Genomic DNA, 18,595 nt, shown 5'->3' on the forward strand with positions numbered 1-18,595 from the left:
CCATGCGTGTTACCTCTCTCCCTCCGCTCGCCGGCGCTGCGCTGGCACCACTGCTGCTCTCCGCCTGTGCGCTCGGTCCCGCCTATGCGCCGCCGCAGACCCATGTGACGGATCGCTGGCTGGGCGAGGCTGGGACGGGCGCCGTGCAGGCCGAGCGGTGGTGGGAGCAGTTGCACGATCCTATGCTCAACGGACTGGTCGAGCAGATGCTGGCCGGCAACCCGGACCTCCGCGAGGCACAGGCGCGGGTGGCGGAGGCGCGGGCAAATCGCGATGCCGTGCGCGGCGGGCGCCTGCCGCAGGTGACGACGAGTGCGAGCGGCAATCAGGTGGTGCTGAGCGAGAATGGCCAGATGCCGGTGGGCCAGATTCCCGGCTTCGCGCGGGACTTCCCGCTGTTCGATGTCGGCTTCGACGCCAGTTGGGAACTTGATCTGTGGGGCCGGCAGGCGCGCCAGAGTGAGGCCGCGCAGGCACGTAGCGAGGCGGCGGCGCTTTCGGCGCAGGCGGTGCGGATGCAATTGATCGCCGAACTGGCGCGGGCCTATGTCGGTCTGCGGCAGGCGCAGGCGGATCTTGCGGTCGCGCAGGACATGCTTTCCGCGCGCACGCAGCTTGCCGATCTGGCGGGGCTGCTGGAGCGTGCTGGCGAAGCCAATGCCATCGATGCCAGCCGCGCGCGGGGCGAGGCCGAGACTGCCCGGCTCTCGGTGACGCAGGCGCAGGCCGGCGTGCGGAGCGCGGCCGTGCAAGTGGCGCGGCTGGTCGGCAAGGAACCCGCCGCGCTGGTCCCGCAACTGGAGCAGCCGGGCGCCATTCCTGCGCCGCCGCAGGCCATTGCGGCGGGCCTGCCCTCCGAGCTGTTGCGGCGTCGGCCGGATATTCTCGGCGCCGAGCGGGAGCTGGCGGCAGCCACGGCCGACATCGGCGTGGCGCGGGCCGATCTGTTCCCGCGCCTGTCGCTCAGCCTGGCTGTCGGCCAGCAGGCCCGCGCGATCGGCGATCTGGTGAGCGGGGACAGCACCCGGCTGCAGGGCGGGGGCGGCCTGTTCTGGCCGCTGTTTAACGGCGGGCGGGCCCGGGCGATGGTGCGCGCGGCCGATGCGCGCGCGCAGGCAGCGGCGGCCCGCTATGATGGCGCCGTGGTCGGCGCGCTGGCGGACAGTGAAGACGCGATCAATCGATTCGACCGCAGCGTGGAGGGGCTCACCGCTGCACGCGAGACGCTGGCGCGGGAAGAGGCTGCCTATGCGCTGGTGTCCCGCCGCCAGGCCGCTGGCGAGGACGACCGGCTCGCCCTGGCGCGGGCCGCTCTGGTGCGCCAGTCCGCGATGCAGCAGCTGAACCGCGCGCAGGCGGGGGCGGTCCAGGCTGCGATTGCACTCCACAAGGCATTGGGCGGTGGCTGGTCGTCCGAGTCGCAGGCCTCGATGGAACCCGACGGAGCGCGCCGTATGAGAACAAGAAGAGGACAAGCGCAAATGGTGTCCGAACGGTTAAACTTTCGGGCCGCAGGAGCGCCGTGACCTGATCTTCGGAATCCCAACGATTCGCAGCGGGCGCAGCAAATTCCGGCCTCTCAAGGCTGAAAAAATGTGTTAAATATCAGTTGGTTATCTGTTTAACCGTCCTTCCGGTCGGGATTCCGTGGTCAAGCATTTTATTTCAGATTTTTGACAGAGGGCGTGCTTGATCGGGGGGGCGAGCACTGCCACAACTTGCCCTCGGCGGGGCTCGAATCGTAGCCACGTCATACAGCGGTCTGAGTTGAACACTGGACGTGGGAGGGGCACTCCCGCGAGGGATTTTCGCGTCCAGCGTCTGACAGCAGATCACCTGCGAGGAGTAGGACGATCGGGGATCGGGAAGACATGGGGCAACACGTGAATCAGCAGCATTTCAGCAGCGTTGCCGACGGCATCGGGCCAGCCGACATTGGCGAGCAGCCCGAGCGCGAGGCGCTGGAACAGGCATGGACGGAGATCCGTGCGGGGCTGCGCAGGGCCGTCGGGGTTCGCCTGTTCGATCAATGGATTCGGCCGTTGCGGCTGGGCAGCTTCTGCGCTCAGTCCGGCACGCTCGATATCGAGGCGCCGTCGGAATTCGCGGCGAGCTACGTCTCCAGCAATTTCGCCACGCGGATCGCACTGGCCTGGCGCACGACGCCCGTCGGCGTGCATGACCTGCGCATCGTTCGCGCCAGCGAGGCGCCTGAAACGGTGCTGGTCACCCCGCGCGGCTTCCGCCCGCAAGAGAGCACGGCGCGTCCGGGCCAGTCGACGCGGGCGCTCGCGTCCTCGCAGGACGCATCGACCAACCGGGAGTCGGCGGGGCGGCGCGCTGCGCTGCGCTTCGAGCCGCGTCACGATTTCGCCGGATTCATGACGGATGAGAGCAATGTGCTGGCGGCGTCGGCGGCTAAAGCCATGGCCGGGGCGACCCGTCCGGCGTTCAATCCGCTGTTCATCCATGGCCCGACCGGCTTTGGCAAAACCCACCTGCTCCACGCCATTGCGCAGGCCTATGGCGAGACGCTTGGCGGCACCACCGGCGCGCCTCCGAGGGAGGGGGCGATCCTCTATATGTCGGCCGAGCGGTTCATGAACGAGTTCGTGGCAGCGATTCGCGCCAACGACACCTTCTCGTTCAAGGCCCGGCTGCGCGAAGCACGGATGCTGCTGATCGACGACATCCAGTTCATCGCCGGCAAGGGGCCGACACAGGAGGAATTCCTCCACACGCTCAACGATCTCATCGATGCCGGCGCGCGGATCGCGATCGCCGCCGATCGGCCGCCCCAGCAGTTGGGCTCGGTCGATCCGCGCATCCTGTCCCGCCTCGCCGGCGGGCTGGTCGCCGACATCCAGCCTGCCGGCCTTGAGCTGCGCATGAAAATTCTGGAAGCGCGGCGCGAGGCGGTGGCGGACATTGCCGTGCCGGACGACGTCATCGCCCTGCTCGCCGGGGCCATCCGCACCAGCATTCGAGAGCTGGAGGGCGCCTTTAATAAGCTGGTGGCTTATGCCCAGCTCGTCGACAAGGCGATCACCACCGAACTGGCGCAGTCGATGCTGGCCGAATCGCTGCGAGCCAGCCACCGGCGCATCACCATCGACGAGATCCAGAAGCTGTGCGCGGCCCATTACCGGATCGACCAGTCCGAAATGCGCTCACAGCGTCGCGCCCGTGCGGTTGCACGTCCGCGTCAGGTGGCGATGTATCTGGCCAAGAAGCTCACGCCGCGCTCGCTGCCGGAAATCGGTCGCGTGTTCGGTGGACGGGACCACAGCACGGTGATCCACGCCGTGAAGACCATTGAGGCGATGCGCCTCGACAATCCCGAGATGGATGCGGATATCCGCACGCTGCAGAAGCAACTCGAGGGCTGAAGGGGTGACGAGGCGGGTCGGGTGCGGTGTGCATCCGGCTCGGCTTTGGTCCTTTCGGGACTGGATCCGGCTGGGCTGGTCACGCGTGGCCACCAGCCGAGATAATCATGCCCCGCCTCGGCCAGCTTGAGATGATCACCTGCTCTCCACCCATCCACCCAGTGCTCCTGCGCAGGCAGGAGGCCAGGGCGGTTTAGGCGGTCCCATGCGCCCTAGGCTCCTGCCTTCGCAGGAGCACGGGGTGGTCAGGTCGTGGGGTTTTCTTCCCCAACGCGCGGCCATCGAAAGGCACGATGCACCGCACGGGACTTGGCAAATGAGGGCTCTTCCCCTATTTTCCGATCTATCGAAGCCTCCGTGGGGACGGGATGCGGGGCGCGTTGCAATCATCGATTGATCGAAAAGAGCCGTCATGTCCGTTGTGCATCGCCGTCAGTTTCTTACGCTCGCTGGAGCGGCCGCATCGGCTGCTCTGGTGCCTGCCAGTGTGCGCGCCGCCGTGCGCACGCCGCCGCAATGGGCCAAGCTCGTTGCCAAGGCGGAAGCGGCCATGGACCAGTATAGCGTCAAGTTGCGCGACCGGTTCGTCGTCGTGGACTTCTCGCTGCCCTCGGCCGCCGCGCGGATGTTGCTGGTCGATCGCGAGAGCGGCCTCCACCGGGTGCTGACCGTCGCGCATGGGCGCGGGTCCGATCCGGCGCATAGCGGTTTCCTGCACAGCTTCAGCAATGCGCCCGGCTCCAACGCCAGCTCGCGCGGGGCCTATCTTACCGGCGCTCATTATACCGGCCAGCATGGCCGCTCGCAGCGGCTGATCGGCCTGGAGACGAGCAACGACAATGCCGAATCGCGCGCCATCGTGATTCACGGCGCCTGGTACAGCAATGACGACATGGTGAAGCGCCTCGGCAAGCTGGGGCGCAGCGAGGGCTGCTTTGCCGTGAGCGAAACGCAGATCAACCCTCTGCTCGACTGGCTCGGCCCCGGACGGATGCTCTACGCCGACAAGGTGTAAGGCGCCGCTACTGACGAGCGTGTTACGGGCGCCTAGCCGGCCAGACATCCCATGCTGGAGAGTTGCCGGGTCGCGGCGAGGTTGCCGGCGCCGAGGGCCGCGGCAATATCGCCATCCAGCCCATAGACATCATCGAACCTGTTGAGCCGGCCTTTCGCATCGGCGCGCGCGGTCATGTAGACGATGTAGACCGGAATCGGTGCGGACAGCTTGGCCGTCACGGTGGTGCCTGCGGCGACTGCAGCGTCGATCCGCGCTCGACTCCAGTCCGTACCGGTGAGCATCGCCACGGCGAGGTCGAACGGTTGGTCCGTGCGCACACAGCCATGGCTGAAGGTGCGCTCTTCCTTCTCGAACAGGCTCTTGCTCGGCGTATCGTGCAGGAAGATGGCGAGCGGATTGGGCATGTCGATCTTCATCTGCCCGAGTGCATTGCCGGGGCCTGGTTGCTGCACGACCTGCAGGCTGCCGCCCTGCTGGGTCCAGCTATAGCCCCGCGCGCGGGCCGTGGCCGGGCGCGTGCGGATCAGCGCGCCGACGCTCTCGCGCACGATCGACTGCGGCACGGTCCATGTCGGATTGAGGATCACGCCCGTGGCGGTGGTGGCGAATTGCGGAGTCGGCGTGCCCGGCTTGCCGACGATCACCCGTTGGGTGGCTAGCACCGCACCGCGATCGACCAGTTGCGCCACATATTCCGGCACGTTCACGATCAGATAGCGCGGCCCCATGTCGCGGGGCAGCCAGCGCCAGCGTTCGAGATTGGCGCGCAGTCGGGCACGGTCCGCCCCGGCGTCGGCCGGCAGGCTCAGCAGCGCGGCCCGAAGCCTGCGATAATCGGCATGGGCAGGGGCCAGCCGCTCCAGTTCGGCGGCGACATCGCCACTGCTCAGCGCGCGGTCGATCAGGGCGAGCACCGCGTCCGGGCTGAGATTCGGGGTGCGGAAATAGGAGAGGCGGCGCTGGTCGGCAGGCACCCGGCCATTGGCGAGGTCGCGGGCCATCAAGGCAAAGCTGCGCGTCGCGGCGATGTCCAGGCCGCGCTGGTCTCCAGCGCCAAGGGCAGTGCTGAGCCGGTCCAGCTCATAATCGCGCGGATCGAGGCCGTGCGAGTCGATCTTCCGGCCATAATCGAGCAGCGTGGTTGCCGCCGGGCGGGACCAGGGCGTGCTGGCCTGCGCCGGCATCGCGATGAGAAAACATAGAAGAGCGAGCAAGATACGAGGCATGGGCCGTCCTCCCAAGATGATCGGTCCCTCCTAGGCCGGCACCGCAACCCCGCCATGATATGCATCAATCTCCGCCGTCAGGCTGCGCATGGCGGGATGAATCGGCCGTCCGTTCGGGATGTTCAGCCACAAGCGCAGCAGCAGGCGGCGCGCATCGGGCGTGTCATGGAATTGCTGGCGCGAGTGCAGCACGAGGAAATTGTGCCAGAAGAACATCTCGCCGGGCTGCAGCACGAAATCGGCGCGGACATCGGGCCGCAGCGCGATCTCGTCGAACAGGGCAAGCGCCTCGCGGAACGCAGCAGGCAGCTTCTCCGGCTCGCGGCCATGGCGCAAGAACACGCGGTTGTTGAACCCGCTCGTCTTGCCGCCCAAGTTCCAGAAGAAAGGCAGCGCCTCCTCGTGAGGCTGCGGCCGCTGGGGCCAGTCGATATAATGGCCCTCGTAGAGGCGGGCGAGAAGATCGGGTCGCTCGCGGGCCATGATGTTGTGGATGGCGAGCAGGCTGACAGCACCACTCTCGCCACCCTGCGCCGAGGCACGAAGGCCGTAGAGCGAGAGCACCTCGTGAAAATCGGTATGGGAGCGCAGTTCCAGATCGGACGTGTAGCCGCGCGGCGGCCCGCCCTCTTCCTTCTGGACATGGGCGATATGGTCGCCACGTGGGCTTTGCACGACGCCGGTGCCGATATGGGTGCCAAGCCCCCAATAGAGCCGCTCATGATCTGCCAGATCATAACGGCCCGCATCGATCCCGGAGAGAATGACCGCGCCGCAGCCATGGAAAAGCTGCCAGCGCGCTGCCTTCATCAGCGCGTCGATTTCAGGGCAGGAGAAATCCTCGCGCCGGATGTCATGCGCGACTCGGCCGCGCACGCGGAGCACGCCGCGATCGATAGCGTCGCGTTGCGCAGGGGAAAGCCGATGGGTGAAGCCCTCGCGTCCACCGATTTCGGTACTGGTCCAGACAGCGGGATCGTCGACCGGCACGGGATGCAATGGCATGGGCGGTCGATCCTCTCCGTTGATGGCCCGGTCTTCGCCGGGTGGGTCGTCAGCCGTTCAGAGGCTGGCGCCGGACGAAATGTCTGGCTTGTTCACAATGTCCGGGGTGTCGGCCGGGCCACCCGCCAGCACGAAGCGCCTGTCGCAATAGCCGCAATCGACATAGCCATGCTCGTCGATCTCCAGGAAGATGCGCGGATGCCCCAGCGCAGCGGGGATGCCGTGGCCCGAGCCATCGCAGGAGACTCGGCGAGCATGAACGTGAATGATTTCAGGCGGCGTGTGCATGAGGATGGCGGTTAGCACCCCCGCCGCCAGCGGGCAATATGGAGGATGGGTTGATCCCGCGCAAAGCCCTGCGGTGATGGCCGACCTATCCTGTGCACATGTTGGGAGACGAGCGGCAGACGATGGGCAATCCTTCAGAGCAGCAGGACCGCGCGATCGCCGCACGGCTCGCTTATGCGGCTACACTGGCCTGCGCATTGCTCGCCCTCGCCTATGTCGGCGGGCAACTGCTCGAATGGCTCGGCTTGCTGGGCTCTGCCGGCGGCCCGAATGCTGCCAGCGCCCCGCGCGGGCTGGCGCTGCTGCTAACGCCATCGCTGTTGCTCGGCCCAGCCTTCGTGATCCTCATGGCCGCCCTGCATCGGCTCGCGCCGCCGGGGCGTCGGGCCTTCAGTCAAAGCGCGTTTGGCTTCGCGATCATGTATGCCACGCTCACGGGCCTCGTCTATTTCGTTCAGCTCACCTTCGTCGCGCCGAGACTGGCCAGCGGCGACACGGCAGGCATCGAGCCTTTTCTCTTCCTGCCCTATCGTAGCTTCCTCTTCGCGGTGGATCTGCTGGGCTACGCTCTGATGAGTCTCGCTACCTTGCTGGCTGCCTGCGCGCTGCCAGGTGGGCGTGGCGGTCGCGCGGCCCATGCAGCCTTGCTCGCCAACGGCCTCCTCATGCCGGCGCTGGCGCTGCAGATGTTCTGGCCGTGGCTGATCTGGGTGGGCGCCTTGTGGGCGCTCAGCTTTCCCGCCGCGATGCTTCTCGTCGCGCGCTTGGTGCGGCGGATTTGATTCCGCGCACGATCGCGCCTACATCGCCCCTTCAACGCCAGCAGGAGCACATCATCATGGACAAGGCACCGGACATCCGCCCGATTGTTCCTTCGTCACAGGTGTTCCATGCCCGGCCCAAATCCCGCTCTTCTCACCCTCGATCACGTCACGCTCGCCCGGCCTGACGGGGCGGCGCTTTTCTCTGACCTGACTCTGGCCATCGGGCGGGAGCGGGTCGGCCTTGTCGGGCGCAACGGCGCCGGCAAGTCGAGCCTGCTCGCCATGATCGCCGAGGGCGGCGCGCCGCAGGCGGGGACGATCCACCGGACCGGGCGCATCGGCACCTTACGACAGATCCAGCCGGATGCCGGCAGCGTTGCACAAGCGCTCGGCCTTTCCGATGCGCTGGAGAGACTCGCGCGCCTGGACGGGGGCGAGGGATCGCCGGAGGATGCGGCAGAAGCGGACTGGACTCTGCCCGAGCGCCTTGAGCGAGCGCTGGCCGATGTCGGGTTGACCGGCACGGCTTTGGATCGCGATTGCGCGACGCTGTCGGGCGGGGAACGCACCCGCGTCGGGCTGGCGGCGATGCTGCTTGCCGAGCCCGAACTGCTGCTGCTCGATGAACCCACCAACAATCTCGACGACGCCGGCCGGGCCGCGGTGGGGGAGTTGCTGGCCTGCTGGCCGGGCGGCGCACTCGTCGCCAGCCATGATCGCGCGCTGCTGGAAGGCATGGACCGGATCGTCCAGCTCTCGCCGGTCGGGGCCTTCAGCGTCCGCGGAGGGTGGAGCGCCTTTGTGGCGAGTCGCGATGCGATGCGCGCACGGGCCGAGGACGCGCTGGATCGCAGCCAACGCACACTCGCCCGGCAGCAGCGGGATGCGCAGGCTCAGGCCGAGCGCAAGGCCCGGCGGGACAAGGCCGGGCGCACTGCCCGGGCGCGGGGGGATCAGCCGCGCATTCTGCTCGGCAAGCGGGCGGAGCAAGCCGAGCAAAGCGGGGCGCGCGAGCGTCATCAGGCCGAGCGCCAGATCGGCGCCGCCAGCCAGTCGCTGGAGGCCGCCCGCGCGCAGGTGGAGGTTCTGACGCCGCTGCAGATCAATCTGCCATCGGCCGGCCTCCCACATAATCGCACGGTATTGCGGTTTGAGGATGTGGTGTTGGCACGGGGCGGGCGCCGGCTGTTCGGCCCGCTGTCCTTTGCCATGGCCGGGCCGGAGCGCGTCGCGATCACGGGCCCGAACGGCAGTGGCAAGACCAGCCTGCTCGCCCTGGCGGTCGGCTTGGCCGAGCCGAGCGCGGGGACCATCCATCGCGGGCCGGGCCGGATCGCGCTGCTCGACCAGCACGCCGACCTGCTGAGGCCCGGTCAGACCCTGCAAGCGGCAATGCTGGCCGTGCATCCCGGCATGACCCTGCACATGGCGCATGAGGCGCTAGCTCGCTTTGCCTTCCGCAACCGCGATGCTCTGAAGGATGTCGCGGTGCTGAGCGGCGGCGAGCGGCTGCGCGCCGCCCTGTGCGTGATCACAAGCGGGCCGGTGCCGCCGCAGCTTTTAGTTCTCGATGAGCCGACCAATCATCTCGACATTGAGAGTATTGAGCTGCTCGAGCAGGCAGTCGCCGACTATGATGGCGCCTTGCTCGTCGTGAGCCACGATGCCGCGTTTCTGGACCGGATCGGCATCGAGCGGCGGCTGAGGCTGGGCGTGGACGGCTTGTGAGAGCTAAACCCCCGATCAGTCGAACAGCTCTTCGAGGAACGACTTCTTCCGCTTGGGATAGCCTTTATGCGAGCGGTAGCCGCCGTCTCGATAGCCCTGCTCGCGATATCGCTCGTCGCGGTACGGCTGCTGGATCTGAGGTTGGGGCGGATAAGGCTCGGCGCGGGTCTGCGGCGGGGCGGCAGGCGCCAATTCGGCACTGGCGCGCTCGATAATCTTGTCCAGCTCGCCCCGGTCCAGCCACACGCCACGGCATTGGGGGCAATAATCGATTTCGACGCCTTGGCGCTCGCTCATCACGAGCGGCACGTGGCAAACCGGGCAGGGCATGGACTGGGCTGACGACATGAAAAACCTCCGATGGAACGATTGTCGATCGGGTGGCTGATGCAGGTGTTCAATGAGTCTGGACCCGGCACCGAGCGCACTCGATGCGGTCCGACATCACGATCCATAGGGGATCGCCAGAGGGGCCCGGCCCGCAGACCCAAAGTAGGTGAGCCCTGTCGTAGGTCAAGCCTTCACGCGTGAAGCTATGCGCGCTGCGCCCATAATGCGCCTAAAAGAAAAGGGCCGCCCTGAAGAGCAGCCCTTGTTCCGGTCCCGGACGGGATATTCTGAACCTTCTGCGCGTCCGCGGAGCCGGACCATGGTCTGCTCCGCGAAACGACGTCGACGTTCTTAGCGCTTCGAGAACTGGAAGCTGCGGCGAGCCTTGGCGCGGCCGTACTTCTTGCGCTCGACGACGCGCGGATCGCGCGTGAGGAAGCCCTCTGCCTTCACGGCGGCGCGCAGCGTGGGCTCATACTTGCTGAGCGCCTGCGCGATGCCGTGCTTCACGGCGCCGGCCTGACCGGAAAGACCGCCACCCTTCACGGTGCAGATCACGTCATACTGGCCGGTGCGGTCGGTGACCGTGAAGGGCTGGTTGATGACGAGACGCAGCGTGGGACGTGCGAAATAGGTTTCCTGATCGCGGCCGTTGACCGTGATCTTGCCGGTGCCGGGCTTCACCCACACGCGGGCGACGGCATCCTTACGACGGCCGGTGGCGTAGGCGCGGCCCTGCTTGTCCAGCTCCTGCTGGCGCAGCGGCGCGTTCGACACCTTCACCGGTGCCTGCACGGCGTCGGTGGCGGCGGGCGCATCGGCGTTACCCTGGGTGAGGTCCTGCAGATCGGACAGCGAGTTGACGGTATCGGACATCAGGCACCAACCTTGTTCTTGCGGTTCATCGCCGCAACATCGAGCACTTCGGGGTTCTGGGCTTCATGCGGATGTTCGCTGCCCGCGAAGACGCGCAGGTTGCGCATCTGCTGACGACCGAGAGGGCCGCGCGGAATCATGCGCTCCACGGCCTTCTCCAGCACGCGCTCGGGGAAACGACCCTCGAGCACCTTCTGCGGAGAGGTCTCCTTGATGCCGCCGGCATAGCCGGTGTGCTTGTAATAGCGCTTGTCGGTCAGCTTGTTGCCGGTGAATTTCACCTTGTCGGCATTGATCACGATGACATTGTCACCGCAGTCGACATGGGGGGTGAAGCTGGGCTTGTGCTTGCCGCGCAGGATGTTCGCGATGATGCTCGCGACGCGACCGACGACGAGACCCTCGGCGTCGATCAGCAACCATTTCTTCTCGACCGTGGCCGGGGTTGCCGGCTTGGTGGTCTTCATGAGCGCCTTCATGGCCTCTTGCCTCCAGGAATGAGTATCCAGAAAATAACAACAGCGGCGCCCCGGAAAAGGCACCGCCCGCGCGGCCCCAATGGCGATGAGGGGGCGGAGAGTCAAGAAAAAGCACGCCCTTGCTGACGGGTATCAGGATACCCTATCAGTCCAGACGGGCGTCAGGCCGTGTTTTTTCGTGCACCCAGGCCGCATAGGCCGGGGTGGTGTGCGCGGGCCAGGTGAGGATCGCGGGGAGATCATAGGCATGGGCCTGCGCAATGGCGGTCATGAGCGCCGCGCAGCGGTCCGGCGCGGTCTTGAACAGCACCACCGTTTCGGCGCTCTGCTCGATGACGCCGTCCCACGGATAGATCGAGCGGCCTTCGCTCAGCACATTGGCGCAGGCGGCCAGTCGCTCTTGCACCATCTGGCGGCCCGCCGCTTCAGCTTCCGCGCGCGCGCCATAAGGCACGTAGACCAGAGCGATCTCGCTCATGCGCGCGCAGGCGTGAGATCCGATTCGCGATCCCGCTGGCCGAGTCGATGCGCGCCGGCCACCGCGATGGCGAGAAGCAGCGCGCCGGTAACCTGATGCGTCACGGCAATGTGCAGCGACACGCCGGTCAGCACCGTGCCGATGCCGAGCATCACCTGTACCAGCGTGGCGCCGGTCAGCGCATAAGAGAGGCGAAGCGCGCCCTGGGCATGAAGGCGCCCGGCCATCCACAGCATGGCGCCCGCCGCGACCATGGCCCACCAGCGATGGAGGAAATGGACGAGGAACGGATCGCTGGTCAGCGTCATCCACAGCGACCCCCACCATGCGATTCCGTCCGGCACGAAGCGGTCGTTCATCATCGGCCATGTGTTGGAGACATAGCCGGCGCGCAGACCGGCGGTGAGCGCGCCGAGCAGCAACTGGACGAAGAGGATGAGCACGGGGATGGCGCCCGCCCATGTCGGCACGGCCCGTCGCGGCGCGAGGCTGGCGGGAGTGGTGGCGCTAACGGGATTGGCGGCATCATGCCGGGCCAGCCCCAGGAAGTCGCAGGCGGTCCACACCACCGCGCCGAGCAGGATCAGCGCCATGCCCAGATGCGCGGCGAGCATCGCCGGCTGCACGTTCACGCGGTCGACAAGGCCGCTCTTCACCATCAGCCAGCCGACGGCCCCCTGGGCGCCGCCCAGCGCCAGCAGCACCAGCAAGCGGACACCGAAGCCGCGCGGAATAGCGCGACGCAGCGCGAACCAGGCCAGCGGCACGGCATAGGCAAGGCCGATGATGCGGCCGACCAGCCGGTGGAAATATTCCCAGAAATAGATGTGTTTGAACGCTTCGAGCGTCATGCCCTTGTTCATCAGCGCATATTGTGAGCTGGTGCGATACTGGTCGAACTCTTCCTGCCACTGCGCCTCGTTCATGGGCGGCAGGGTGCCGGTCACCGGCTTCCACTCGGTGATGGAGAGGCCCGACTCGGTCAGGCGGGTGATGCCACCCACCGCCACCATGAAGAGAATCAGGCCCGCGACGACGAACAGCCAGCGTGCCAGCGTGGCGGGACGGCCAAGATGGCGCCCGCCGACCGCGGGCGCACCGGGCGAGGACGAGTGCGCAAGTTCAGCCATCCGGTCCCCATGCGCCGCGGGATCGGCGGAAGCAAGCCCCCCGCATAAAGGCCTCACCCGGAGGCAAAGGATATGTTGTATCTTCCCGCGAGGGGGCGTATGGCCCTTGCAATGAGAACGCTCACCGCACCCCGGATGTGGACAATGCCACAGCTCGACCGGCTGGCCATCGGCCTGTCCGGCCTGTGCGCCGTGCATTGCCTGACGACGGCCATTGCCGTGGGCGTGCTGTCTTCGGTTGCGGGCATTTTCGAGGCGGAGATCATCCACGAGGCCGGCCTGATGATCGCCATGGTGCTCGGCGCGCTGGCGCTCGGCCACGGCGCCCTCAAGCATGGCATGGCGCTGCCGGTCGCGGTCGGCGCGCTCGGCCTTGGCATCATGGCCGGGGCGCTCAGCCTGCCGCATGGCTGGGCCGGCGAGACGCCCTATACGCTGCTCGGCGTCGCCCTGCTTGCCTTCGGTCATGAGCTTAATCGCCGCGCTTTCTGGTGACCCGCTAGGACCGATCGACATTCAGCGCTGGCGGCCTGCAATGGCGTTGTCTCGCGCTTCCGGTGCTCACGTACCTTAAGTACGCTGCGTTGAAACGAGGCACGCGACTCGTTTCAAGGGTCGCGAAAAACCACCATTTTCGACTCGCCATCAACTGAATGTCGATCGGTCCTAGCGGCAGGGCCGCTGCGACGACGAACCGCTGCTCGACTCAACATCCCCTGCTTGATCAAGGTCAATGTCTGCCCGGCGCGGGGAGCGCAGTGACGGATCCAGTCCTGAAGCAGGAGCATGGATCAATGGGTGCGATCGAAACGATCGAGGCGGGAACGACCGCCAAACGAATCATTCCCGGTACGCCGGTTTTCGACGGTGACGCGGCGGCGCGCGGCTTCGCGCTGAACGCCATGTGCTTTTCGTTCAACGATGCCGCCAATCGCGCTGCCTATCAGGCGGACGAGGAAGCCTATTTCGAGCGCTTCCATCTGAGCGAGGAGCAGCGCGAGGCGGTCCGCGCCCGCAACGTCCTCCAGATGATCGAGGCGGGCGGCAACATCTATTATCTCGCCAAGCTGGCCGGCATCTACGGCCTCAATGTGCAGGATGTGGGGGCGCAGCAGACCGGCATGAGTGTCGAGGCTTTCCGTCAAATGCTGCTCGACGCAGCCCATCAGCAAGAGGAGGCCTGAGCCATGGCGCATATTCTCGGCGGTATCTTCACCAGCCACGTGCCGGCAATCGGCGGCGCCATTGCGCGCGGTCAGGAGCAGGACCCTTATTGGAGCCCGTTCTTCGACGGGTTCAAGCCGATCCATCGGTGGCTTGCGACGGCCAGACCGGACGTTGCGGTGGTCTTCTACAATGACCACGGCCTCAACTTCTTCCTCGACAAGATGCCGACCTTCGCGGTGGGCGCGGCGGACAGCTACCACAATGCCGATGAAGGCTGGGGCCTGCCGGTGCAGAACGGATTCAAGGGCGACGCCGCCCTCTCCTGGCACATCATCGAGGGACTTGTGGAAGACGAGTTCGACGTCACGACCTGCCAGTCGATGCTCGTGGATCATGCGCTGGTCGTGCCGTTCCAGCTGTCATGGCCCGGCGGCGGCCAGTGGCCGGTGCGCATCGTGCCGATCGCCATCAACACCGTGCAGCATCCGCTGCCGAGCCCCAAGCGCTGCCTTGCGCTCGGTCGCGCGGTCGGCAAGGCGCTGCGCAGCTGGCAGGGCGATGAGCGGATCGTGGTGTTCGGCACCGGCGGGCTCTCCCACCAGCTGGATGGGGAACGCGCCGGCTTCATCAACCAGCGCTACGATCAGTTCTGCATGGACAATCTGGGCCCCGATCCGGATGCGCTGACGAAAATCAGCGCGCTCGATATTGTCGAGGAAGCCGGCAGCCAGGGCATCGAGATCGTCAACTGGATCGCGGCGCGCGGGGCCTTGGGCGAGGATGTGGCCGAGGTCAGCCGGAACTATCACATCCCCATTTCCAACACGGCGGCGGCGACGATGTTGCTGGAAAGCGGCTCGACCGCCCTTGAACAGGCGGCCTGACGGGGAGGCTGAATCTCCCCTCCTGTTGAGGGGATCGTTGCAAAACGGTGTGACATTTGATTCACTTGGTTTGCGTTGAGGAGGCAGGTGATGACAGGTCAGCTCGGTTTTGCGGAGGGTTGGGTATCGCCCAAACTTGGTCGGAACGAGAGCCTGGATCGGCTATCGCAGGACGTGCGGTGGTATCGGTTCGAGAAGCTGCTGGTGCGGCTCGATCAAGGGGGCGGACGGCCGCCGTTTCCACCGTTACTGATGCTCAAGGCCTTGCTTTTACAGCAGTTCTATGGGCTGTCGGATGCCGATCTGGAAGAGGCGATCAACGATCGGGTGTCGTTCCGGCGGTTCATCGGCCTGCCGCTCGAAGCGTCGTCGCCCGATCACACGACGCTGTGCCGGTTCCGCAATCGCCTGGCCGAGGCCGGGCTGAGTGAAAAGCTGTTTGGCGCGTTCTCGCGCCAGTTGGAGGCGCGCGGTCTCGTGCTCAAGCGCGGCACGATGATCGATGCCTCGCTGGTGGCAACGCCCTTCCGCCCCGGCTCGAGCAGCGGCACGCGCGAGGCAGTGGACGATGATGCGACGCTGACCATGCGCAAGCATCGCGCGCATTATGGCTACAAGGTGCATATCGGCACGGATCAGGACAGCCGCCTGATCCGCCGGCTGGTACTGACCGGAGCAAATGTGGCCGACACCGACATGGCAGAGCGCCTCGTGTGCGGCGACGAGCAGGCGGTCTATGCCGACAAGGCCTATGCCAAGCGGGCGCGGCGACAGTGGCTCAAGGCAGCCGGGATCAAGCCGCGGATCATGCACAAGACTTGGGGCGGCGGCCCGCCGCTTACACCCTTGCAGCGCCGCCACAACGACCTGATCTCCCCCATCCGTGCCCAGGTCGAGGGCGTGTTCGCCACGCTCAAGCGATGGATGGGGTTTACGGCGGTGCGCTATAACGGCCTGAAAGCAAACCGAAGTCACTGCTTTCTGCTCGCCCTTGCCTACAACATGAAGCGATCGCTTAAACTGGCTTGAGCCAGACACCAGAACGCCAAGAGGGCGGCCTCCCGATGCCGAAACGCCGCCCTCTTCAGGGCCCTAGTACGCACCCAGATCCGCCGTCGCTTACGAAAAAGACCCAATCACCCCTTTCGCAACGATCCCGTTGAGAGGAGGGGCTGGGGGTGGTGGCGATGCGCCAGCATCGAATAGCCGGTGAATGACTGCGCGGGTGTAACACCACCCCAACCCCTCCTCTGAGCCGCAGGCGAGCGAAGCTCAGCAGGAGGGGCTAAGGTTGTTCGCCTACGCCCCGATGATCGAGCAAATGCGGCCCGGCGTCCGCGACGCGGGCGCAGCCGGTTAGCGCGAGGCCGGAGCGCAGTTCGAGCGCATATTGCGCGAGCATGCGGGAGACGGCGGCTTCTCCCCCGGCGGCGAGGGCGAAGGCCCAGGGGCGGCCGATCATGACGCCCTTGGCACCCAGCGCCAGCATGCGCAGCACATCGAGGCCGTTGCGGATGCCGCCATCGATCAGCACGGTGAGGCGATCACCCACCGCTGCCACGATGTCCGGCAGCGCCTGCGCGGTGCCGACCGTGGCATCGAGCTGGCGGCCGCCATGATTGGAGACGACGATGCCATCGGCACCGATCTCCGCCGCGCGGACTGCGTCGGCCGGGTCCATGATGCCCTTGAGCACCAGCGTGCCGGACCAATGCTCGCGGATGAATGCCAGATCCTTCCAGGTGACGGACGGATCGAAGTTCTGGCCGCTCCAGCGCAGAAAATCGCCCATGCGCACCTTGCCATTCATGATCGGCACCAGATTGCCGAGCGTATGCGGGCGGCCATGCAGCCCGACATCCCAGGCCCAGCCGGGATGGGCGAGGATCTCACGCCAGCGCCGGGCCTGACCGCGCAGGCCGGGCGGCCCCGAGAGGCCCGAGCGCTGGTCGCGCCAGCGCGGGCCGGGCAGGGGCAGGTCGACGGTCATGAACAGCGTGTTGCAGCCCAGAGCCTTCACCCGGGCCAGCAGGTCGGCGATGAACGCGCGATCCTTCGCCATGTAGAGCTGGAACCAGAAGGGCAGGCCGGTGCCGGCGATTTCCTCGGCCGAGCAGACCGTCACGGTCGAGGCGACCATCGGCACGCCGTTGGCATGGGCGGCGCGGATGGCCTGCGCCTCGCCGCGCCGTGCCAGCAACCCGCCCATGCCGATCGGCGCGAGCATCAACGGCATGGCGAGCTTTTGCCCGAACAGCGTGGTCGAGAGATCGGACGCCGAGACGTCGTTCAGCACCTGCTGGCGCAACGTGACGGCGCGAACGGCGGCGCTGTTGCGCGCCAGGGCCAGCTCGTCGATGCTCCCGCCATCGACATAATCGAACAGGAAGCGCGGTAACCGGCGGCGGGCGGCGTCACGAAGATCGGTGAAGCTGTGCGGCCAGACCATTCAGCGCCGTGCCTCGCGGGCCTTGGCGGGCGCGTTCGACGCCGCCTTCGTCATCCTCATCATCTGGCTCTCCTCACGGGGTGCGCCCACTATTTTGTTCGCGCCGGTGAGCGTAAAGCGGATGAAGCGCAAACAAAATAGCTTGCTCTCGATTTGGTGACCGTCACGCGATGGTGAATTTCGCCAACTATCTGAACGAATAACCAACCTGTGGGAGGGGGCTTTCGAAGGCGCTGAGCCTCCTGATTTTCAACATGCTGAAAAGACATGATTTTATGATTTGGCACGCAAAGTGCAATGCCTTGTGTGTCAGTCATTCGGGACTGAAAAAATTCAGTAGGGAGAACCAACATGTCGAGCAAATTTCATCTGATCGCCGCCGCTGCCGCTATCGCCATCCTGCCGCTGGCCCAGCCGGCGCTGGCCGCGCCTGCCGCCGAAGCCACCTATCAAATCCCGGCCAAGGTGCTGAAGCGCGGCGGCCAGACCTTCTATTGCTTCAAGCAGCAGGCGACGACTGGCACGCGCATGTCCCGCCGGGTTTGCGTGACCGAGAAGGAACTGAGCTATGCCGGCGCGCGGATCGAAGGCGCGGGTGACTCGGTGCAGATCAGCAAGGGCGGCGAAACCCGGATCGCGAGCCAGCGCTGATCGTTACAGGCTACAGGCCGGGGGGAGCGTGGGAGCGTGACCCCTCGGCAGCCGGCCGATGGTTAGAGGATTTCAATCCCGGTCCGGCGCGCCAAGCGGGAAATAATGGCGATAGGGCCTCGCGCCCTCGATGCAGCGGGCAACCGACGGGCGTGCGTTCAGCCGCCCGCGATAGGCGCGCACTTCCGGATAGCGCTCGCCGATCGGGTGGACCCAATCGGCATAGAACAGAGCCGGCGCGGCGGCGCAGTCCGCCATGCTGAAGCCTTGCGGCGAGGCCCAGAGATGCCCGGTCAGCCGCGTTTCCAGCCAGCCATAAATGGTCTCGAGCGCTTCTCGCGCGCGCTGGGTGCGCACCGGATCGCTCGCGCCGATGAGGTGGGGCAGGGCCTCGGTCACCGCCGCCTGAACCGGCGTCATCACATGATTGTCGAACACGCGGTCCATGAACCGCACGTCCAGCGCATCATGGGCGGTGGCGGGAATCAGCGGGGCGCGCTCATAGTGGCGCAGGTCGAGATATTCGATGATCGTCGTCGCCTCGATCACCGGTGTGTCCTCATCCACCAGCACCGGGAACTTGCCGAGCGGCCACTGGTCGCGCAGCGCGTCCATCACGCCTTCGTCTTCGACATTGCGCAGCGTGTAGGGCAGTTCCTTCTCGTGCAGCGCGATCATCGCCTTCCAGCTGTAGCTGGAGAAGGGATGGGCGTAGAGGATGTAACTCACGGGG

At 66.2% G+C, this 18,595-nt stretch carries 20 protein-coding genes; 10 read left to right on the forward strand and 10 right to left on the reverse strand.

Going from position 1 to position 18,595, the window contains the following annotated elements; translation table 11 throughout:
- The first annotated feature begins 2 nt into the window (after nt 1–2).
- From M2342_RS01600 to M2342_RS01610, 3 genes are all read left to right on the forward strand, one after another.
- Nucleotides 3–1,526, forward strand: coding sequence for an efflux transporter outer membrane subunit (locus tag M2342_RS01600; protein ID WP_264577793.1), 1,524 nt, complete (start codon nt 3–5; stop codon nt 1,524–1,526).
- 345 nt (nt 1,527–1,871) lie between these two features.
- On the forward strand, nt 1,872–3,389 hold the full coding sequence (gene dnaA, locus M2342_RS01605; RefSeq protein WP_264577794.1) for a chromosomal replication initiator protein DnaA: 1,518 nt from the start codon (nt 1,872–1,874) through the stop codon (nt 3,387–3,389).
- Between the two features lie 412 nt (nt 3,390–3,801).
- The gene (locus M2342_RS01610) at nt 3,802–4,404 is read left to right on the forward strand and encodes a murein L,D-transpeptidase catalytic domain family protein (protein WP_264577795.1); all 603 of its coding nucleotides are present in this window, start codon (nt 3,802–3,804) and stop codon (nt 4,402–4,404) included.
- 32 nt (nt 4,405–4,436) lie between these two features.
- Here M2342_RS01610 and M2342_RS01615 read toward each other — a convergent pair whose 3' ends face one another.
- The 3 genes from M2342_RS01615 to M2342_RS01625 are packed head-to-tail and all read right to left on the reverse strand — an operon-like array spanning nt 4,437 to nt 6,926.
- Nucleotides 4,437–5,633 (reverse strand): L,D-transpeptidase family protein, encoded by a 1,197-nt coding sequence (locus M2342_RS01615; RefSeq protein ID WP_264577796.1) that lies wholly within the window; start codon nt 5,631–5,633, stop codon nt 4,437–4,439.
- Between the two features lie 30 nt (nt 5,634–5,663).
- The gene (locus M2342_RS01620; RefSeq protein WP_264577797.1) at nt 5,664–6,638 is read right to left on the reverse strand and encodes a TauD/TfdA family dioxygenase; all 975 of its coding nucleotides are present in this window, start codon (nt 6,636–6,638) and stop codon (nt 5,664–5,666) included.
- A gap of 57 nt (nt 6,639–6,695) precedes the next feature.
- Nucleotides 6,696–6,926, reverse strand: a complete 231-nt coding sequence (locus tag M2342_RS01625) for a zinc-finger domain-containing protein (RefSeq protein WP_181561563.1) — start codon at nt 6,924–6,926, stop codon at nt 6,696–6,698.
- A 122-nt stretch (nt 6,927–7,048) separates the two neighbouring features.
- Here M2342_RS01625 and M2342_RS01630 point away from each other — a divergent pair, with 122 nt between their 5' ends.
- Nucleotides 7,049–7,708, forward strand: coding sequence for a hypothetical protein (locus M2342_RS01630; RefSeq protein ID WP_264577798.1), 660 nt, complete (start codon nt 7,049–7,051; stop codon nt 7,706–7,708).
- A gap of 108 nt (nt 7,709–7,816) precedes the next feature.
- Nucleotides 7,817–9,418 (forward strand): ABC-F family ATP-binding cassette domain-containing protein, encoded by a 1,602-nt coding sequence (locus M2342_RS01635; RefSeq protein ID WP_264577799.1) that lies wholly within the window; start codon nt 7,817–7,819, stop codon nt 9,416–9,418.
- Nucleotides 9,419–9,433: 15 nt separating this feature from the next.
- On the opposite strand, the gene M2342_RS01640 is transcribed toward M2342_RS01635, so the two are convergent.
- The 5 genes from M2342_RS01640 to M2342_RS01660 form a co-directional block, all read right to left on the reverse strand.
- On the reverse strand, nt 9,434–9,766 hold the full coding sequence (locus M2342_RS01640) for a zf-TFIIB domain-containing protein (RefSeq protein WP_264577800.1): 333 nt from the start codon (nt 9,764–9,766) through the stop codon (nt 9,434–9,436).
- A gap of 333 nt (nt 9,767–10,099) precedes the next feature.
- Nucleotides 10,100–10,624, reverse strand: coding sequence for a 30S ribosomal protein S9 (rpsI, locus tag M2342_RS01645; protein WP_264571594.1), 525 nt, complete (start codon nt 10,622–10,624; stop codon nt 10,100–10,102).
- The gene (rplM, locus tag M2342_RS01650) at nt 10,624–11,103 is read right to left on the reverse strand and encodes a 50S ribosomal protein L13 (protein ID WP_181560974.1); all 480 of its coding nucleotides are present in this window, start codon (nt 11,101–11,103) and stop codon (nt 10,624–10,626) included. Before rplM ends, rpsI begins: the two co-directional genes overlap by 1 nt.
- A gap of 145 nt (nt 11,104–11,248) precedes the next feature.
- On the reverse strand, nt 11,249–11,581 hold the full coding sequence (gene cutA / locus M2342_RS01655; RefSeq protein ID WP_264577801.1) for a divalent-cation tolerance protein CutA: 333 nt from the start codon (nt 11,579–11,581) through the stop codon (nt 11,249–11,251).
- Nucleotides 11,578–12,711, reverse strand: coding sequence for a COX15/CtaA family protein (locus tag M2342_RS01660; protein WP_264577802.1), 1,134 nt, complete (start codon nt 12,709–12,711; stop codon nt 11,578–11,580). The genes cutA and M2342_RS01660 overlap by 4 nt, the downstream gene beginning before the upstream one ends.
- A 111-nt stretch (nt 12,712–12,822) precedes the next feature.
- On the opposite strand from M2342_RS01660, the gene M2342_RS01665 reads away from it, so the two are divergent.
- The 4 genes from M2342_RS01665 (at nt 12,823) to M2342_RS01680 (ending at nt 15,791) form a co-directional block, all read left to right on the forward strand.
- Nucleotides 12,823–13,206, forward strand: a complete 384-nt coding sequence (locus M2342_RS01665) for a MerC domain-containing protein (protein ID WP_264574071.1) — start codon at nt 12,823–12,825, stop codon at nt 13,204–13,206.
- 299 nt (nt 13,207–13,505) lie between these two features.
- On the forward strand, nt 13,506–13,895 hold the full coding sequence (locus tag M2342_RS01670; RefSeq protein ID WP_264577803.1) for a protocatechuate 4,5-dioxygenase subunit alpha: 390 nt from the start codon (nt 13,506–13,508) through the stop codon (nt 13,893–13,895).
- Between the two features lie 3 nt (nt 13,896–13,898).
- A complete protein-coding gene (locus tag M2342_RS01675; RefSeq protein ID WP_264571590.1) occupies nt 13,899–14,762 on the forward strand; it encodes a class III extradiol dioxygenase family protein in 864 nt (287 codons plus the stop codon).
- A 90-nt stretch (nt 14,763–14,852) separates the two neighbouring features.
- Entirely contained in the window at nt 14,853–15,791 is a 939-nt protein-coding gene (locus tag M2342_RS01680) for an IS5 family transposase (RefSeq protein ID WP_264577804.1), read from the forward strand.
- Between the two features lie 256 nt (nt 15,792–16,047).
- Here M2342_RS01680 and M2342_RS01685 read toward each other — a convergent pair whose 3' ends face one another.
- The gene (locus M2342_RS01685; protein ID WP_264571589.1) at nt 16,048–17,211 is read right to left on the reverse strand and encodes an L-lactate dehydrogenase; all 1,164 of its coding nucleotides are present in this window, start codon (nt 17,209–17,211) and stop codon (nt 16,048–16,050) included.
- Between the two features lie 351 nt (nt 17,212–17,562).
- On the opposite strand from M2342_RS01685, the gene M2342_RS01690 reads away from it, so the two are divergent.
- Nucleotides 17,563–17,862: a hypothetical protein gene (locus tag M2342_RS01690; protein ID WP_264577805.1), complete on the forward strand. Its 300-nt coding sequence runs from the start codon at nt 17,563–17,565 to the stop codon at nt 17,860–17,862.
- A gap of 72 nt (nt 17,863–17,934) precedes the next feature.
- Here the strand turns inward: M2342_RS01690 and M2342_RS01695 are convergent, their stop codons facing one another.
- A complete protein-coding gene (locus tag M2342_RS01695) occupies nt 17,935–18,591 on the reverse strand; it encodes a glutathione S-transferase family protein (RefSeq protein ID WP_264577806.1) in 657 nt (218 codons plus the stop codon).
- Between the last annotated feature and the right edge of the window lie 4 nt (nt 18,592–18,595).

It is taken from the genome of Sphingobium sp. B8D3A (genome assembly GCF_025961995.1).
Taxonomy (GTDB): Bacteria; Pseudomonadota; Alphaproteobacteria; order Sphingomonadales; family Sphingomonadaceae; genus Sphingobium.

Coding starts and splice junctions, on each gene's coding strand:
- M2342_RS01685 (WP_264571589.1), bottom strand. CDS start 17,211: ATGGTCTGGCCGCACAGCTTCACCGATCTTCGTGACGCCGCCCGCCGC.
- M2342_RS01665 (WP_264574071.1), top strand. CDS start 12,823: ATGAGAACGCTCACCGCACCCCGGATGTGGACAATGCCACAGCTCGAC.
- M2342_RS01615 (WP_264577796.1), bottom strand. CDS start 5,633: ATGCCTCGTATCTTGCTCGCTCTTCTATGTTTTCTCATCGCGATGCCG.
- rpsI (WP_264571594.1), bottom strand. CDS start 10,624: ATGTCCGATACCGTCAACTCGCTGTCCGATCTGCAGGACCTCACCCAG.
- M2342_RS01620 (WP_264577797.1), bottom strand. CDS start 6,638: ATGCCATTGCATCCCGTGCCGGTCGACGATCCCGCTGTCTGGACCAGT.
- M2342_RS01640 (WP_264577800.1), bottom strand. CDS start 9,766: ATGTCGTCAGCCCAGTCCATGCCCTGCCCGGTTTGCCACGTGCCGCTC.
- M2342_RS01675 (WP_264571590.1), top strand. CDS start 13,899: ATGGCGCATATTCTCGGCGGTATCTTCACCAGCCACGTGCCGGCAATC.
- dnaA (WP_264577794.1), top strand. CDS start 1,872: ATGGGGCAACACGTGAATCAGCAGCATTTCAGCAGCGTTGCCGACGGC.
- rplM (WP_181560974.1), bottom strand. CDS start 11,103: ATGAAGGCGCTCATGAAGACCACCAAGCCGGCAACCCCGGCCACGGTC.
- M2342_RS01625 (WP_181561563.1), bottom strand. CDS start 6,926: ATGCACACGCCGCCTGAAATCATTCACGTTCATGCTCGCCGAGTCTCC.
- M2342_RS01610 (WP_264577795.1), top strand. CDS start 3,802: ATGTCCGTTGTGCATCGCCGTCAGTTTCTTACGCTCGCTGGAGCGGCC.
- M2342_RS01660 (WP_264577802.1), bottom strand. CDS start 12,711: ATGGCTGAACTTGCGCACTCGTCCTCGCCCGGTGCGCCCGCGGTCGGC.
- M2342_RS01635 (WP_264577799.1), top strand. CDS start 7,817: ATGCCCGGCCCAAATCCCGCTCTTCTCACCCTCGATCACGTCACGCTC.
- M2342_RS01670 (WP_264577803.1), top strand. CDS start 13,506: ATGGGTGCGATCGAAACGATCGAGGCGGGAACGACCGCCAAACGAATC.
- cutA (WP_264577801.1), bottom strand. CDS start 11,581: ATGAGCGAGATCGCTCTGGTCTACGTGCCTTATGGCGCGCGCGCGGAA.
- M2342_RS01600 (WP_264577793.1), top strand. CDS start 3: ATGCGTGTTACCTCTCTCCCTCCGCTCGCCGGCGCTGCGCTGGCACCA.
- M2342_RS01680 (WP_264577804.1), top strand. CDS start 14,853: ATGACAGGTCAGCTCGGTTTTGCGGAGGGTTGGGTATCGCCCAAACTT.
- M2342_RS01690 (WP_264577805.1), top strand. CDS start 17,563: ATGTCGAGCAAATTTCATCTGATCGCCGCCGCTGCCGCTATCGCCATC.
- M2342_RS01630 (WP_264577798.1), top strand. CDS start 7,049: ATGGGCAATCCTTCAGAGCAGCAGGACCGCGCGATCGCCGCACGGCTC.